The sequence below is a fragment of the Gilliamella sp. W8123 genome (assembly GCF_016101085.1).
Taxonomy (GTDB): domain Bacteria; phylum Pseudomonadota; class Gammaproteobacteria; order Enterobacterales; family Orbaceae; genus Gilliamella; species Gilliamella apis.
This window is the reverse complement of the sequence record NZ_JACFRE010000001.1, coordinates 287,652-303,944: the sequence shown is the minus strand read 5'-3', so window position 1 is coordinate 303,944 and position 16,293 is coordinate 287,652. Positions and strand designations below refer to the sequence as shown.

Annotated in this window: 15 protein-coding genes and 1 tRNA gene; 15 read left to right on the top strand and 1 reads right to left on the bottom strand. The window is 35.8% G+C overall.

Features of this window, described 5'->3' with window-relative positions:
- Window positions 1-78: 78 nt before the first annotated feature.
- Window positions 79-351, bottom strand: coding sequence for a helix-turn-helix transcriptional regulator (locus tag H3T56_RS01380; protein WP_065578568.1), 273 nt, complete (start codon window positions 349-351; stop codon window positions 79-81).
- A 178-nt stretch (window positions 352-529) separates the two neighbouring features.
- Here H3T56_RS01380 and H3T56_RS01375 point away from each other — a divergent pair, with 178 nt between their 5' ends.
- The 15 genes from H3T56_RS01375 to nlpI all read left to right on the top strand — a co-directional run bounded on the left by H3T56_RS01375 (window position 530) and on the right by nlpI (window position 16,080).
- Complete coding sequence (locus H3T56_RS01375) at window positions 530-886, top strand: DNA-binding protein (RefSeq protein ID WP_065578569.1); 357 nt, start codon at window positions 530-532, stop codon at window positions 884-886.
- Between the two features lie 66 nt (window positions 887-952).
- Window positions 953-1,489, top strand: a complete 537-nt coding sequence (proQ, locus tag H3T56_RS01370; protein ID WP_065578570.1) for an RNA chaperone ProQ — start codon at window positions 953-955, stop codon at window positions 1,487-1,489.
- A gap of 9 nt (window positions 1,490-1,498) precedes the next feature.
- A complete protein-coding gene (gene prc, locus H3T56_RS01365; RefSeq protein ID WP_110453124.1) occupies window positions 1,499-3,571 on the top strand; it encodes a carboxy terminal-processing peptidase in 2,073 nt (690 codons plus the stop codon).
- 29 nt (window positions 3,572-3,600) lie between these two features.
- A complete protein-coding gene (locus H3T56_RS11715; protein WP_108720847.1) occupies window positions 3,601-3,690 on the top strand; it encodes a YnhF family membrane protein in 90 nt (29 codons plus the stop codon).
- A gap of 67 nt (window positions 3,691-3,757) precedes the next feature.
- Window positions 3,758-3,845: transfer RNA gene (locus H3T56_RS01355), tRNA-Ser, on the top strand.
- 150 nt (window positions 3,846-3,995) lie between these two features.
- Window positions 3,996-4,889 carry a 50S ribosomal protein L3 N(5)-glutamine methyltransferase gene (gene prmB / locus H3T56_RS01350; RefSeq protein WP_198191834.1) on the top strand — a complete coding sequence of 298 codons (894 nt, stop codon included), beginning with the start codon at window positions 3,996-3,998 and terminating at the stop codon, window positions 4,887-4,889.
- A 35-nt stretch (window positions 4,890-4,924) separates the two neighbouring features.
- Window positions 4,925-5,992 carry a chorismate synthase gene (aroC, locus tag H3T56_RS01345; protein WP_198191833.1) on the top strand — a complete coding sequence of 356 codons (1,068 nt, stop codon included), beginning with the start codon at window positions 4,925-4,927 and terminating at the stop codon, window positions 5,990-5,992.
- A gap of 2 nt (window positions 5,993-5,994) precedes the next feature.
- On the top strand, window positions 5,995-6,747 hold the full coding sequence (locus H3T56_RS01340; protein WP_065650772.1) for a TSUP family transporter: 753 nt from the start codon (window positions 5,995-5,997) through the stop codon (window positions 6,745-6,747).
- A 1,105-nt stretch (window positions 6,748-7,852) separates the two neighbouring features.
- Complete coding sequence (locus H3T56_RS01335) at window positions 7,853-9,151, top strand: hypothetical protein (RefSeq protein WP_198191832.1); 1,299 nt, start codon at window positions 7,853-7,855, stop codon at window positions 9,149-9,151.
- Window positions 9,152-9,547: 396 nt separating this feature from the next.
- Window positions 9,548-10,255, top strand: a complete 708-nt coding sequence (locus H3T56_RS01330; protein ID WP_198191831.1) for a hypothetical protein — start codon at window positions 9,548-9,550, stop codon at window positions 10,253-10,255.
- Window positions 10,218-11,117 carry a hypothetical protein gene (locus H3T56_RS01325; protein ID WP_198191830.1) on the top strand — a complete coding sequence of 300 codons (900 nt, stop codon included), beginning with the start codon at window positions 10,218-10,220 and terminating at the stop codon, window positions 11,115-11,117. The genes H3T56_RS01330 and H3T56_RS01325 overlap by 38 nt, the downstream gene beginning before the upstream one ends.
- Before the next feature lie 314 nt (window positions 11,118-11,431).
- Window positions 11,432-12,355: a LysR family transcriptional regulator gene (locus H3T56_RS01320; RefSeq protein ID WP_065578586.1), complete on the top strand. Its 924-nt coding sequence runs from the start codon at window positions 11,432-11,434 to the stop codon at window positions 12,353-12,355.
- Window positions 12,356-12,502: 147 nt separating this feature from the next.
- The gene (gene rpsO / locus H3T56_RS01315) at window positions 12,503-12,772 is read left to right on the top strand and encodes a 30S ribosomal protein S15 (RefSeq protein ID WP_198191829.1); all 270 of its coding nucleotides are present in this window, start codon (window positions 12,503-12,505) and stop codon (window positions 12,770-12,772) included.
- Between the two features lie 317 nt (window positions 12,773-13,089).
- Window positions 13,090-15,204, top strand: a complete 2,115-nt coding sequence (gene pnp, locus H3T56_RS01310; RefSeq protein WP_198191956.1) for a polyribonucleotide nucleotidyltransferase — start codon at window positions 13,090-13,092, stop codon at window positions 15,202-15,204.
- Window positions 15,205-15,228: 24 nt separating this feature from the next.
- On the top strand, window positions 15,229-16,080 hold the full coding sequence (gene nlpI / locus H3T56_RS01305) for a lipoprotein NlpI (protein ID WP_086357091.1): 852 nt from the start codon (window positions 15,229-15,231) through the stop codon (window positions 16,078-16,080).
- Window positions 16,081-16,293 lie beyond the last annotated feature (213 nt).

Sequence of the window (16,293 nt, the reverse complement as noted above, 5' to 3'; positions counted from 1 at the left end):
GAATATATGGAAACATTTTTGTTTCTTTATGTTTCCATTTTTTTAAAGTGGATAAGATGTTTATCTCTAGTTATTGTTTTATCCTTTATCGTCTCGTTTTTTTCTTAAAACTCGCTTAATTGGTTGTTTTGTCATGGAATTAATATAACGACTTGGCCAAATTTGCGAAGGTTTCAAATTAAGAGCCTTGGCTATAATAGTTTCTCCTTTGGTCCACGGTCTCACTAGTGCGTTGCTTAATGTTGATGAGCTCAAACCTGATTTACGAGATAATTCAGCCAGTGTAGTACCTTTCTTTTTTAATGCTGCAATTATATCTGCTTTGTGCCAGTCGTTGGATTTTATTTCCATTTTTTCTTCCTTCGTAGTTTATAACATTAAATATCTATGTTATGCTTTCATGTTATTAAAACCAGTAAGTTTATAATTTAACTTTTAACATCATTAATAAGTTGTTTCTTATTATTGTAACAAAGTTTCTTTAATTTCTGTAATTTTTTTCTTGTTTCTTAAAAATAGGGTAATTAAAATGAAAGAGTGGTTCTCTCCCAAAGAACTATTAAGCGTTGCTGGAATGCCTTCAACAACGCAAGGGATTAACCGTAAAGCAAGAGCTGAAAAGTGGACTTCTCGAAAACGATCTGGTGTTCGTGGTAAAGCGCTTGAATATCATATAAGTAGTTTATCGATAGATGTGAAAAAAGCTTTATGTCTTGAAGAAGAAAGTGCGACTTATGTTGTTTCGCCAATAGATCCGCTACAACTTTGGATGACTGCTTTTGAACAGCTATCTATTGAAGAACAAACAATTGTTAGTTCATGGCTAATGCGTAACGGCATTAAGGATTTTATTACCTTTATTAATAAACATAAAAAAGATAATTAGTGTTATTGTATAAGCTGATATATACTCTAACGTCAGAAAATTTTAGTTGCTACAATGGAATAACCAATGGAAAATAAGTTTCAATTAACGAATAGTAAAGAGATTATTATTTATTTAGCTCAACAGTTTCCGAATTGTTTTACAATTGAAGGGGAAGCCAAACCTTTAAAAATTGGCATCTTTCAAGATATCCTTTCTCATCTTGAAAATAGTGAAATACTTAGTAAAACCAAACTCCGTGTTGCATTAAGAGCTTATACAATGGGTTGGCGTTACCTATATAGTATAAAAGAAGGTGCTCATCGCGTTGATTTAAATGGTAATCCAACTGAAGTTATCACCAAAGAACAAATGGAACATGCACAACAGCAATTGAAAGAAAGCAAAGAACAAGCTAAAGAACGTGCCAAACAAAAACGCAAAGCGACCCCAAAACCAGCTAGAAAACCTCGTACTTTGAAATTAGGTGATTTTGTTAAAGTTAATGTTGGTAATAAACCAATAAAAGGACAAATCATTACAATTGAAAAGGAACATATCAAAGTTAAAGTAGGCGCTGGAATGGAGTTAATGGTTAAACCTGAGCATATTATTAATAGATAGAGAATTTATATGAATAAGCTACTGAAAAGTTTTGTTAAATTCGGTCTCATTTTATGTATTATTAGTACAACTGCTCAGGCCAAAACGCCGGCGACTGAACAAATTCCTGTTTTAAAGCAAGACGAAGTACATCAAGTGGTTGCTAAACGTGTGACCAACTTTTTTACCCAGTCACATTACCGTGACTTTTCGTTAGATGGTGCCTTTTCTGCTAAAATTTTCGATCGTTATTTCAAATTATTAGATGGTAATAAAACCCTCTTTCTGCAAGATGATGTAAATAAATTCCGTGATCGCCAAGAGCAATTGGGACAAGAACTGATTGATGGCGATTTAAAAACCGCTTACGATATTTACAACCTATTCTTGCAAAAACGCTATAATCGTTATCAATATGCGCTTCAGGTCTTACAACGTCCTATGGACTTTAATACTAAAGACCAAATAAATTTCAAACGTGAAGATATGGCGTGGCCAACCTCTGAAAAAGAGCTCGATGAATATTGGGATAAACGAGTTAAATATGATGAGTTAAATTTATCTTTAACTGGTAAAAATGAAAGCCAAATTCGTGAAGTTCTAACTAAACGTTATCAACGAGTATTAAAAACGATTGTTCAATCTAATAATGAAGATTGTTTCCAAGTATTTATGAACGCTTTTGCGCGAGAAATCGATCCTCATACCAGTTATTTAGCACCACGTAAAAAACGTGATTTTGATTCAGAAATGAGTCTGTCTTTTGAAGGTATTGGTGCAACGCTTAGTCAACAAGATGATTATACTGTTATTATGTCTTTTGTTACTGGCGGCCCTGCTGAAAAAAGTAAATTATTATCAGTCGGCGACAGAATTATTGGTGTAGGGCAAAGTAATTCTGCTATTGAAGATGTCATCGGTTGGCGTTTAGATGATATTGTTGACAAAATCCGTGGACCTAAAAATACCGTAGTTAAATTAGAAATTTTACCAGCGGGTAATAATAGTAAACCGAAAGTGATCGAAATCACTCGTGATAAAATTCATTTTGAAGATCGTGAAGCTAAATTGAAAACTATCAATAATAGCCGTGGAAAAATCGGTGTGATTGAAATACCAAGTTTTTATATTGGCTTGACCAAAAAAGTTGAATCATTAATCCTCGAAGCCAATAGTGAAAAACTACAAGGTCTAGTTATTGATTTACGAGATAACGGTGGTGGTTCATTAGCTGAAGTTATCGAATTAACAGGGTTATTTATTGACAGCGGTCCAGTTGTACAAGTACGGGATAATTTACAAAAGATCACCACTTATGATGACAAAAATAAAGGTATTGAATACACAGGCCCAGTTGTTGTCATGATCAATCGTTATAGTGCTTCGGCATCAGAAATCTTCTCTGCAGCGATGCAAGATTATGGGCGAGCAGTTATTGTTGGTGAAACGACCTATGGTAAAGGAACAGTACAAACTTCTCGTAACATTTCATATCCAGTAGATGCGCGATTACACCCTAAATGGCCAGAACTTGGTGGTGCACAATACACGGTACAAAAATTTTACCGTATTAATGGTGGCAGTACTCAGTTAAAAGGTGTTGTACCTGATATCGAAATGACGAAAAGCCAATATGTCGATGAAATGGGAGAACGATTCTTAGATAATGCCATGCCGTGGGATAAAATTCCATCAGCTGATTATCTCACTGTTGCTAACATTAAACCTTTATTAGCTAACTTAAAATCACAGCACCAAGCTCGAATTGCTAATAATCCTGAATTTAATTATATTGAAGAGGATATTAAGCGGTTTAATGATAAAAAAGATGATCAATATGTGGTTTCTTTAAATAAAAATGAGCGAGAAACTGAACAAAAAACTAACGATGATCGTGATTTAAAAAGAATGAATGAACGTTTAAACCGTGCTGGTTTAGCGCCAATTACTAAATTAAAAGATCTACCTAAAGGTTATAAACAGCCTGATGCATTTCTAGATGAGGCAGTCGAAATCTTACTTGATTTAATACCAAATTATCCTAATCTTGAAGCTAGTAAGGTTAGAGGTGGATTTCTTTCTTTAGATAAACCAATTGAGTAGTTATAAACAAAAAGTAAGGAATAAGTAATATGAGTATCAATTTAAAATATGCTTTAGTTGCAACGGTTCTTATTTTAGCTGTTTTATTAGTATTCGGAACCATCGTTTACATGAATTAACACTTGATTAATTGTTTGCAGATAATTATAGTATGCACCCTGCTTTCAAAAAGCAGGGCTAAATTAAGGTGAGGTGTCCGAGTGGTTGAAGGAGCACGCCTGGAAAGTGTGTATACGGCAACGTATCAAGGGTTCGAATCCCTTCCTCACCGCCATGAATATTTATTCAGTCATCGAAGGAAAGAGCCATTAGGTTCTTTAGCATTGCCAACAAAATCTATTAATATGGTCTTGGCATTTACCTCAGCTTTAATGACCTGACGTGACGATTAATCTCTTCCTCTCCACGATCTTTCGGAGTTACTATGGAAAACTTACGCACTGTTCAGGATTATATACGCTGGACCACTTCGCAACTTAGTCAATCAGACATCTTTTTAGGCCATGGCACCGATAATCCTATCGATGAAGCTAAACAACTTATTTTAGCTACGCTCGGCTTATCACTATTTATTCCTCCAGAGTTTTATGCCGCAAATCTGACTAGTGATGAAAAACAACAATTAAATGAGATCATTAACAAACGTATTAATGATCGCTTACCTACACCTTACCTAACTAATCAAGCGTGGTTTTGTGGTCATAGTTTTTACGTTGATGAACGAGTCTTAATCCCACGTTCTCCTATTGGTGAACTGATTAATAATCAGTTTAAAGATATAATCAGTAGTCAACCAAAAAATATTTTAGATCTCTGTACTGGTAGTGGGTGTATTGGTATTGCTTGTGCTTATGCATTTCCTGATGCTCAAGTTGATATTACCGATATTTCATTAGAAGCGTTAGATGTCGCTCAAACTAATATTGAATTGCATGATATGCAATATCAAGTTACACCAATTTTATCCGATCTATTTAATCAATTAGAGAACAAAAAATACGACCTAATTGTGACTAATCCTCCATATGTCGATGATGAAGATATGAATGATCTTCCCGACGAGTTTTTATATGAGCCAAAATTAGCACTCGAAGCAGGATTTGATGGATTAGATTTAGCAAAAAGAATTTTACACGATGCTTGTGACTATCTAACACCTGATGGTGTATTAGTCTGCGAAGTTGGTAATAGCTGGGTGTCTTTACAACAACAATATCCAGATGTACCCTTTAACTGGATCAGTTTTGAGCATGGTGGATTTGGCGTATTTGCAATCACTCAGGCTGACTTGAAGACTTATCAGCACTATTTTAAATAAATTAACTATAAAATAAAAAAATTGGAATAAGAACTATGGCAGGAAATTCAATCGGTAAATTATTTAAAGTCACAACCTTTGGTGAATCACATGGTATTGCATTAGGTTGCATTGTTGATGGCGTGCCACCAGGAATGAATTTAACTGAATCCGATATGCAACACGATCTTGATCGCCGTCGTCCTGGTTCATCTCGTTACACTACCCAACGTCGAGAAGCTGATCAAGTAAAAATCCTATCCGGGGTATTTGAAGGTGTGACTACTGGTACTAGTATTGGATTATTAATTGAAAACACCGACCAACGTTCACAAGATTACAGCAAAATAAAAGATATTTTTAGACCGAGTCACGCCGATTATACCTACCAAAAAAAATATGGTATTCGGGATTATCGTGGTGGTGGTCGCTCATCGGCACGCGAAACTGCCATGCGTGTTGCGGCAGGTGCTATTGCCAAAAAATATTTACATCAAAAATTAGGTATTACCATTCGTGGTTATTTAGCTCAAATGGGCGATATCCAGTGCCAATTAAATGATTGGCAACAGGTCGATCAAAATCCTTTTTTCTGTCCAGATGAAAGTAAATTAGAGGCTCTTGATCAACTATTAAGACAGCTCAAAAAAGAGGGCGATTCAGTTGGCGCTAAAGTCTGCATTGTGGCTGAAAATGTTCCAGTAGGTTTAGGTGAGCCCGTCTTTGATAAGTTAGATGCTGATCTTGCCCATGCATTAATGAGCATTAATGCAGTAAAAGGGGTTGAAATTGGTGATGGTTTTGCTGCGGTTAATAAACGTGGTAGTGAAAATCGTGACGAAATAACCCCACAAGGATTTTTATCAAATCATGCTGGTGGTATTTTGGGGGGAATTAGCTCGGGTCAAACTATTATTAGCAGCATAGCATTAAAACCAACCCCAAGTATTGAAATTGCTGGACAATCAATTAATATTAATGGCGAAAGTGTCGAAGTTTCAACCCATGGTAGACATGATCCTTGTGTCGGTATTCGAGCAGTACCTATTGCTGAAGCAATGGTCGCTATCGTATTAATGGATCATTATCTTCGCTATCGGGCTCAATGTAGTGATGTAAAATAATCATGAGTTACGAATTACTGGCTTTACTTTTTTTAATTGCGACGTTAGCAGGCTTTATAGATTCAATTGCTGGTGGCGGTGGACTATTAACGGTACCGGCACTACTGGCTGTAGGATTACCACCAGCTAGTGCGTTAGCCACTAATAAATTACAAAGTTGTGGCGGTTCTTTTTCTGCTAGTTTCTATTTTATTCGCCAGCGTATGGTTGATTTAAAACAGCAAAAATGGGCGATTGCTTGTGCATTCATAGGTTCCGCTATTGGCACATTATCAGTCATGCATATACAAGCGGATTTCTTAAAATTATTATTACCAATATTAACCATCAGCGTAGGACTTTATTTTCTACTATCACCAACAATCGGAGATAGTGATCGTAATAGTCGGCTTTCAATTTTACAATTTGCTTTGATTCCTGCGTTGATTATTGGCTTTTATGATGGATTTTTTGGCCCCGGCGCCGGATCATTCTATGCACTCGCATATATTACTCTGGCTGGATTCAATTTAACTAAAGCAACCGCCCATACCAAAGTACTCAATTTTACCTCTAATTTAGCAGGATTAATCTTCTTTATTGCTGGCGGTGAAGTAGTATGGTCAATTGGTTTAGTTATGTTAGTTGGCCAATTTATTGGCGCAAGATTAGGGGCAAAAATGGTTATAGCTAAAGGACGAAAATTAATAAGACCAATGTTAATTACCGTTTCAACCATCATGAGCATCAAATTAATCTATGAAAACTTCTTTTAATCATCGCTAATAAAATTTAGAACCAGTTTTAGTACCATCAATAAGCTAACAACCAAGAATACATTAGCCAATTAAAAACCCTGTTCCTCAAAATTTTGCGGAACGGGGTTTTTAAAGCCAAAATCCCGCCCAAGTTTCCCCGAAATCGGTTTTAAAACTAAAATTAGCTTGCTATAAACATAAGAGTTTATTTTGGCAAATAAGTATGGTGTATTTAATTTAGCGACATTGGCAATGTGCTGACAACTGAGTGAGGTTAGCATGGCAAACAGGGATGTTTGCCAAGGCGGTGCTTTGTCAGGAACAAATCACAGCCGGTGCGTTAAAAGCGAACGAAGGCGGAAGGCAGTCACATCGTGACCACTTGCGTAGTCGCCGCGGGAGATTGTAAAGAGGGTTCGCGCCAACCCTCTTAACTCGGACGTATTCACCGTATAGAACTAGCCACCAAACAACAAAACGTCCGAAACTCAAAGAATTAAAAAATAAAGAACTAAAAAATTTTGAGGAAAGGGGGTTTTTGAGTTTAAAATCCTTAATAACTGAAATGATCAGAATAGGTAAAAATATCTAAAACTAGGTAGGCAAGAATTATGAAATAAGGTTTTTGTGTATTGATGTTGTTGAGATTAAACTTTACAAAAGTTAACAATTTAGACTTTAAAAGAAGTTGCATAGATTATTTTCAGTCACTATACTTTAGGTGATTTTTAGCGCAATAATAGGCTGTTATTTAGTCAAATTAACTTAAAAAAGCCAAATAAAACATGGAATTACTTGACAAGGCTGTTATTATGAACTATAATTTTAAACACCAAACACCAAACACCAAACCTGCCCAACTTATACTTTAAAATCATCTCGTTATTGCAATCAACGTTTAGTCTTTTCTAATAATTTATTTTTTCCTCGATTTTTAAGGTTATTTTTATTTTCGCCGCTTTTTAGCGTTTTCGCCGTTACTTTAGTTTTATTATTTTCATCAAGTAGTTATGCATTAACGTCCCTAAGAGCCAGTACCGTCAAAGTTATTACCGGGAATTCTCCCTATATTATATTAGGTGATGGTTTTAACCCTTTAACTGATTTACGGCAAATAATAGGTTTGAATTTTCCTAATGGTCAAGGTGGTTATAATTGGATAAGTGCCTGGGATGCCGGGGTTGCCATCAAAGCACCGCCAGGTATGCATTTTAATCAAGTCATGTCCCATAGTGTCGTTAGTGATGGTAATGCTCATCATATCCCTTATCTTACTATAGGTGATGCAGATGGTGATGAAGCGGGTGGATATATATCAGGTTATCTAAAAGCGACATGGTATGAAAATGGTGCACAAATTCCGAATGATAGGTTAGGTAATGAATTATGGGGCTGCGGTGGGCCGTATAAATTAAGAGTAGAGGTGTGGGATATCCAAGCTAATACTCCTTATGGTGTACCGAATAATCGTTATTATGGTAATAGTTGGGTGGAATATACCGTTATTCCCCATAATTCCAGTATCTGCTATTTAAGACCAAATGATATGGGTAATTATGGCGGTTATGATGGAAATATATTTCATAACTTTTGGGGCTTTTCTCGTTGGAGCGGCTTCCCGACCACGGGTTTTCAAAATGCGGCATTTACGTTAATAGGTGCAGGTGCAGACCAAAGTCGTTATCGCTGTTATTCACATAATGGGGGTGGCAAAATATGGTTATCGACCATCAGTGGTTATGGTGCAAACTGCACGGTTAATTATGCGGCAGAACAAAAATGGCAGTTTATTCAAAATGGTACGCCGGTAATAACCATGGAGTACTTTAACGGTCGAGATTGGATTTGGATGGATAGTTTTACCATACCGGTACCGAGTAAATGGCCAGCGAAAATAATTCAAAACCTTCTTGAATTTACTAACCAGTTATCAGACGATATTAGCGATCCTGGAGATCGAAATGTTTGGAAAGGAGGCGCAGAACATGGACATTGGGAGCATATTCCCAAAACAACTTATAAAACATTAGATTATTGTCGTAATGATCTCTCCTCGGGCTCGATCATAAGATATAAAACAACAAGAGATGAAGCTTTAGATGACAATTTTCGTAGGGGATTGCTATATACACTAGAAGAATATAAAGGAAATAGTGATTGGAATCCAAATTTTGTCCGAGGTATAGGCAGTTTTATGGGGGAATGGGGGGTATTGGGTAATTATAACTCTCTTTTTGCAAACGAGATATGGACCGCTACTAAATCGACTTTTAATACCGGCCTTGGTCCTGCACGTTTTTATCCGCTTGGTTTGAGACAAAATGGTCAGGTTGTAATCAATATGGGTGGCAAAAATCAAGGAAATCCTAATATTATTAATAAGGATATTTTTAACAAAAGAGCGATATGCCGTGGAGATTAATTCTATAAAGTTAACGATTGATAATCTGGCAAATACAACGTAACAAATTGTACCTATCAATAAATGTATAAATACAATCAGTTGCGTTCTGCCTTTAATAAATCAGGTATCGAAGGTAGAATTAACTGCATAGCAAGTATATCTTTGAAGAGCGCACTTTTTAAACCCAAAAATTTACGGAAAGGAGTTTTAAAAAGGTTAAAATAGTGCGTTAACGGCTTATCTGACTAATAATATTTACAAAAGTTAACAATTTAGACTTTAAAAGAAGTTGCATAGATTATTTTCAGTTACTATACTTTTAGATGATTTTTAGCGCAATAATAGGCTGTTATTTAGCCAAATCAACTTAAAAAAGCGAAATAAAACATGGAATTACTTGACAAGGCTGTTGTTATGAACTATAATTTTAAACACCAAACACCAAACACCAAACACCAAACCTGCCCAACTTATAATTTAAATTCATCTTGTTATTGCAATCAACGTTTAGTCTCTTCTAGTAGTTTATTTTTTCCTCGATTTTTAAGGTTATTTTTATTCTCGCCACTTTTTAGTGTTTTCGCCGTTACTTTAGTTTTATTCTTTTCATCAAGTAGTTCTGCATTAACATCTCTAAGAGCCAGTACCGTCAAAGTTATTACCGGGAATTCTCCCTATATTATATTAGGCGATGGTTTTAACCCTTTAACTGATTTACGGCAAATAATAGGTTTGAATTTTCCTAATGGTCAAGGTGGTTATAATTGGATAAGTGCCTGGGATGCTGGGGTTGCCATAAAAGCACCGCCAGGTATGCATTTTAATCAAGTCATGTCCCATAGTGTCGTTAGTGATGGTAATGCTCATCATATCCCTTATCTTACTATAGGTGATGCAGATGGTGATGAAGCGGGTGGGTATGTGTCAGGTTATCTAAAAGCGACATGGTATGAAAATGGTGCACAAATTCCCAATGATAGGTTAGGTAATGAATTATGGAGCTGTGGTGGGCCCTATAAATTAAGAGTAGAGGTTAGGGATATCAAAGCTAATACCCCTTATGGTGTACCGAATAATCGTTATTATGGTAATAGTTGGGTGGAATACCGTCATTCCCCATAATCCCAGTATCTGCTATTTAAGACCAAATGATATGGGTAATTATGGTGGTTATGACGGAAATGTATTTCATAACTTTTGGGGCTTTTCTCGTTGGAGTGGCTTTCCGACCACGGGTTTTCAAAATGCGGCATTTACGTTAATAGGTGCAGGTGCAGACCAAAGTCGTTATCGCTGTTATTCACATAATGGGGGTGGCAAAATATGGTTATCGACCATCAATGGTTATGGTGCAAACTGCACGGTTAATTATGCGGCAGAAAAAAAATGGCAATTTATTCAAAATGGTACGCCGGTAATAACCATGGAATACTTTAATGGTCGAGATTGGATTTGGATGGATAATTTTACGATACCGGTGCCAAATAAATGGCCATCGAAAGGAGGTAATAAGAGTAATTTTACCAATCATCTGGTGATTAACACTATAAATGATCCTGGAGATCGGGATGTTTGGAATGGCGGTGCTGAACATGGACAATGGGTACATATTCCTAAAACAATTTATTACGTATTGGATTATTGTAGTGGCAGAGATAGTAACAGTGTAAAACGCCGAACCCAAACAGCGGAAGCGATGGATGACAATTTTCGCAGGGGATTGCTATATACGCTTGTAGAGCTTAAAGGTAATAATAATAGAGCAAGAGGTTTTGTTCGTGGCTTAGGTAATTTTATGGGCGAATGGGGGACATTGAACAGTTATAATTCATTTTGGGCAGATAAGATATGGACAGCAGATAGAAATGATGCTTACAAGCCTTTTTATGTTCAAGTCGATGGATACGCTGATTCACCAAGTATAATACGTAATCCTAAAGACGCATGGACAATTGCAGCTAGTCCATTATGTCGTGGAGATTAACCCGAGATTATGTTAACGACTACCAACATGGTAAATATAACTTTATTTTAAAAACGATGATAAGTTGTGTTAAGAATTTTATGAGTGACCTGATAATTTAGTGTATAAATAACTAAAAACTCAATGTGATTAAAAAAACAATGATAAATAATTGAGGAACGGGGTTTTTAAAGCCCAAAATCTTCTAAAAAAACAATTCTACGGTATTAGGTTGCGCAAAAACAGCTATTTGCCTTTTGCTGTACAATCTCCCAGACTATGTTTATAGTAGTTTATATTTTGAATTAATATTGGTTTTAATTACTAACGATATTATGAAGCTTCAACAATTACGTTACATTTTAGAAATTGCCCGCTCAGGCTCAATCAATGAGGCTGCTAAAAATTTGTATATTACTCAACCAAGTTTATCAACTGCAGTGAAGGAATTGGAAGCTGAATTTGGTATTGAAATTTTTGTACGGACATCTAAAGGAGTTTCATTATCGACTGATGGAGTTGAATTTTTAGGTTATGCAAAACAGGTTTTAGATCAAGCTCAGTTGCTAGAACAGCACTATGCTAAAAAAGTACCTTCCAAACAATTGTGTAGCATATCTACCCAACATTATGCATTTGCGGTAAACGCTTTTGTTAATTTAATCAAAAAGAATCATACTGATGAATATGAGTTTACCCTACGTGAAACTCGTACTTACGATATTATAACTGATGTGGCTAATTTACGTAGTGAAGTAGGTATTTTGTATCTAACTGATTTTAATCAAAAAGTTATTTTACGTTTGCTTAAAGAACATCGTTTAACTTTTAATCCACTATTTGAGGCTGATCCACATGTATTTATCAGTACCCATCATCCTTTGGCGGCCATGAAGTCTTTAACATTAGATGATTTAGAGGATTTTCCCTATCTTTCATTTGAACAAGGTGAATATAACTCTTTTTATTTTTCCGAAGAGATTTTAAGTACTGTGTATCATAAAAAGAGTATTCATGTCAGTGATAGGGCAACTTTATTTAATTTATTGCATGGATTAAATGGTTATACCATTAGTACCGGTGTGCTCAGTACTGATTTAAATGGTTCAGACATTCTATCTATCCCTTTAGATGTCGAAGAAAAGATATTAATTGGCTGGATAACATCACAAAAAGCACAGCTAAGTTTATCAGCACAAAATTATATCGAAGCGTTGAAAAAGCTTATTCAAGAAGAGTATGGTTTTAAGCTTAAATAAGCGTTTGCGATTAATAAATCAAATTGCTATTTTAGTAAATTCCAGTATAATTGCGCACGATTCATATATTTATTATATGGATGCCGAGGAATGTCTGAATTAGAGATCGGTCATTCCATTTTTTATATTTATATTAAGAGGTTTATTATGTCTCTAACTGTAGAAGCTAAAGCGAAAATCGTTGCTGAATATGGTCGTGGTGCTAACGACACTGGTTCAACTGAAGTTCAAGTTGCTCTTTTAACTGCACGCATTAATGACTTACAAGGTCATTTTTCTGAGCATAAAAAAGATCACCATAGCCGCCGTGGTTTATTACGCATGGTGTCTAGCCGTCGTAAATTATTAGATTATTTACGTCGTAAAGACTTTGAACGTTATAGCCAATTAATTCAAAGACTAGGTTTACGTCGCTAATTATTTATCTACTTGAAAAGAGGCCTAGGCCTCTTTTTTCGTTGTGAAAATTCAAGGCTTTGATATAATGCAGAGTCCGAAAAGCTAAATAAATGCTTTGAAGATAGAAATTAATAAAATAAAAGATTGTATCTCATGTTTCGCGCGACTAATGAGAGCTCTATAGTTTATAGATTTGTCATTAGTCGTGACAGTGAAATAATCTTTTGTTTAGTATCCCACACATAGTTGAAGTGTGTATCAATATGTTCCAGCGTCATGCTGCTTCCTGTCGAAATATCAAACTTCAACGTGATTTATTACAAGAGGACATTATTTTGTTTAATCCGACATATCAAAAATTCCAATATGGTCGCCATACTGTTACTTTAGAAACTGGTATTATGGCGCGTCAAGCAACTGCTGCAGTTATGGTTAACATGGACGATACTGCGGTATTTGTCACTGTAGTTGCTAATAAAAAAGTTAAAGAAGGACAAGACTTTTTCCCTTTAACCGTTAACTATCAAGAACGTACTTACGCTGCTGGTCGTATTCCTGGTGGCTTTTTCAAACGTGAAGGTCGCCCAAGTGAAGGCGAAACATTAATTGCCCGTTTAATCGACCGTCCACTTCGTCCATTATTTCCTGAAGGTTTTGTTAATGAAATTCAAATCATTGCAACAGTGGTATCAGTGAATCCTGAAGTAAGCCCTGATTTAGTTGCTATGATTGGTGCATCAGCTGCACTTTGTTTATCTGGCGTTCCTTTCCATGGCCCAATTGGTGCTGCTCGTGTAGGCTTTATCAATGATGAATTTGTGTTAAATCCATCAGTAAAAGAATTAGCGACTAGTCGTTTAGATTTAGTTGTAGCCGGTACCAAAAGTGCGGTATTAATGGTTGAATCAGAAGCCGATTTATTAACTGAAGACCAAATGTTAGCGGCAGTGGTATTTGGCCATGATCAACAACAAGTTGTAATTGATAATATCAATGAATTTGTGGCTAAAGCGAACTGTGAAAAATGGGATTGGGTTGCACCAGCTAAAAATGAAGTGCTATTTAATGCGGTTTCTGAATTAGCCAAAGATCGTTTAGGTGAAGCTTATCGTATTACTGAAAAACAAGCTCGTTATGCGCAAATCGATTTAATTAAAGAAGAAGTGTTAGCCACACTTAAAGAAAAAGATGAAGAACTTGACGAAAATGAAGTTATTAACATTATTGTTGATTTAGAAAGCCAAATCGTCCGTCAACGTGTTATTGCTGGTGAACCACGTATCGATGGTCGTGAAAAAGATATGATTCGTGCTCTGGATATTCGTACCAATGTATTACCAAGAACTCATGGTAGCGCATTATTTACTCGTGGCGAAACGCAAGCATTAGTTACCGCAACTTTAGGTACTGAACGTGATGCGCAGATCATTGATGAGTTAACTGGTGAATATACCGAACGTTTCCTTTTACATTATAACTTCCCTCCATATTCAGTTGGTGAAACAGGTATGGTTGGTTCACCAAAACGTCGTGAAATTGGTCATGGTCGTTTAGCTAAACGTGGTGTTGCTGCGGTAATGCCAAGCAAAGAAGAATTTCCCTACACTGTACGTGTAGTTTCTGAAATTACTGAATCTAATGGATCTTCTTCAATGGCTTCAGTTTGTGGTGCGTCATTAGCATTAATGGATGCTGGTGTTCCAATTAAATCTTCGGTTGCTGGTATTGCCATGGGCCTTGTTAAAGAAGGCGATAACTTTGTAGTATTATCTGATATTTTAGGTGATGAAGACCATCTTGGTGATATGGACTTTAAAGTAGCTGGTACCCGTGAAGGTGTAAGTGCACTACAAATGGATATCAAAATTGAAGGTATCACGAAAGAAATTATGCAAGTTGCCTTAAACCAAGCTAAAGGTGCTCGTTTGCATATTTTAGGGGTAATGGAACAAGCGATTAATAAACCTCGTCAAGAGATATCTGAATTTGCTCCTCGTATCTATACGATGAATGTTAATCCAGATAAAATTCGTGATATCATCGGTAAAGGCGGTGCAACGATTCGTGCATTAACCGAGGAAACTGGTACTACTATTGAAATTGCAGATGATGGTACAGTGAAAATTGCGGCATCTGATGGTAATAAAGCACAAGATGCAATCGCACGTATCAATAATTTAGTTGCTGATGTTGAAATTGGTAAAATCTATACCGGTAAAGTAACACGTATTGTTGATTTTGGTGCTTTCGTTTCAGTTATTGGTGGAAAAGAAGGACTTGTTCACGTTTCACAAATCGCTGATCATCGAGTGGAAAAAGTTGCAGACTACTTAAAAGTAGGTCAAGAAGTGAATGTTAAAGTACTAGAAATTGATCGCCAAGGTCGAATTCGTTTAAGTATGAAAGATGCGGTTGAGTCAGCGCCAGAAGTTGCGCCAACAGCTGAATAAAATATGATTCACTAGGAGCTTAATATGAGATTATTCAACCTGCGAATGTTGTGCTGTATTTTTGCAGTCATTATCTTGTCAGGTTGTTCTAATTCTCTACCTTTACTTGCTGTTCCTGAGCAAGTTTCGTATGATGATGAGTTGAAAATAGCTGAAATAAGTCAACAGTTATCAAGACGAGATCTTGATACTGTTTCTCGAATGCAGCTGATTTTTGAACGAGGAATTGTTTACGATTCATTAGGTTTTAAAGCATTTGCACAAAGTGATTTTAATCACCTTTTAAGTTTTAATCCTGAAATACCTGATGTTTATAATTTTCTTGGTACTTATGCGCTAAGAGATGGTGATTTCGATAATGCTATGATGGCATTTAATACTACACTAGAAATAGATCCATCTTATGCTTTTGGTTATTTGAATCGTGCAATTACTTTATATCGTACAGGACATTATCAAGCTGCACAGCTTGATGCACAAAAATTCTATCAATATGACGTCAACGAACCTGTTCGCGTTTTATGGCTTTATTTGATTGAAAAAGAAATAGATAAACAAGCTGCCTTAACTCAGTTACAAAATCGTTACGATAAACTAAGCGATAAAATGAGTTATGGTGGTGATATCATTGCATTTTATTTAGGTAATATTAGTGAATCTAAATTAATGCAAAACCTTCAACAAGGTGTTGAAAATGACCGGCAATTAGCCGAACGCCTATGTGAAGCGTACTTTTATTTAGGTAAATATTACCAAGGTAAAGGTAACAATGAGCGTGCCAAAATATTATTTAAATATGCTTTAGCTAATAATATTTATAACTTTGTTGAACATCAACAGGCACTCTACGAAATTAAGTTACTTGAAGAAAAGTAACAAGGGTCATGCCAGTTTTAAAAGTGAAAATATTGTTATAGCGTAGTTCTGATTTGCCCATAATATTCTCAATTATTTTTATGCTATCTATCTTTTGTATTAAATAAAGTAATTATTTAAGCAACAGTTATGCATGTTTGATTGTGTGATTATTGGCAGTTAGTTATTGGGGTGAGTTGTAAATTTTCAATTTAGTGAGCTGGCATAAATTTA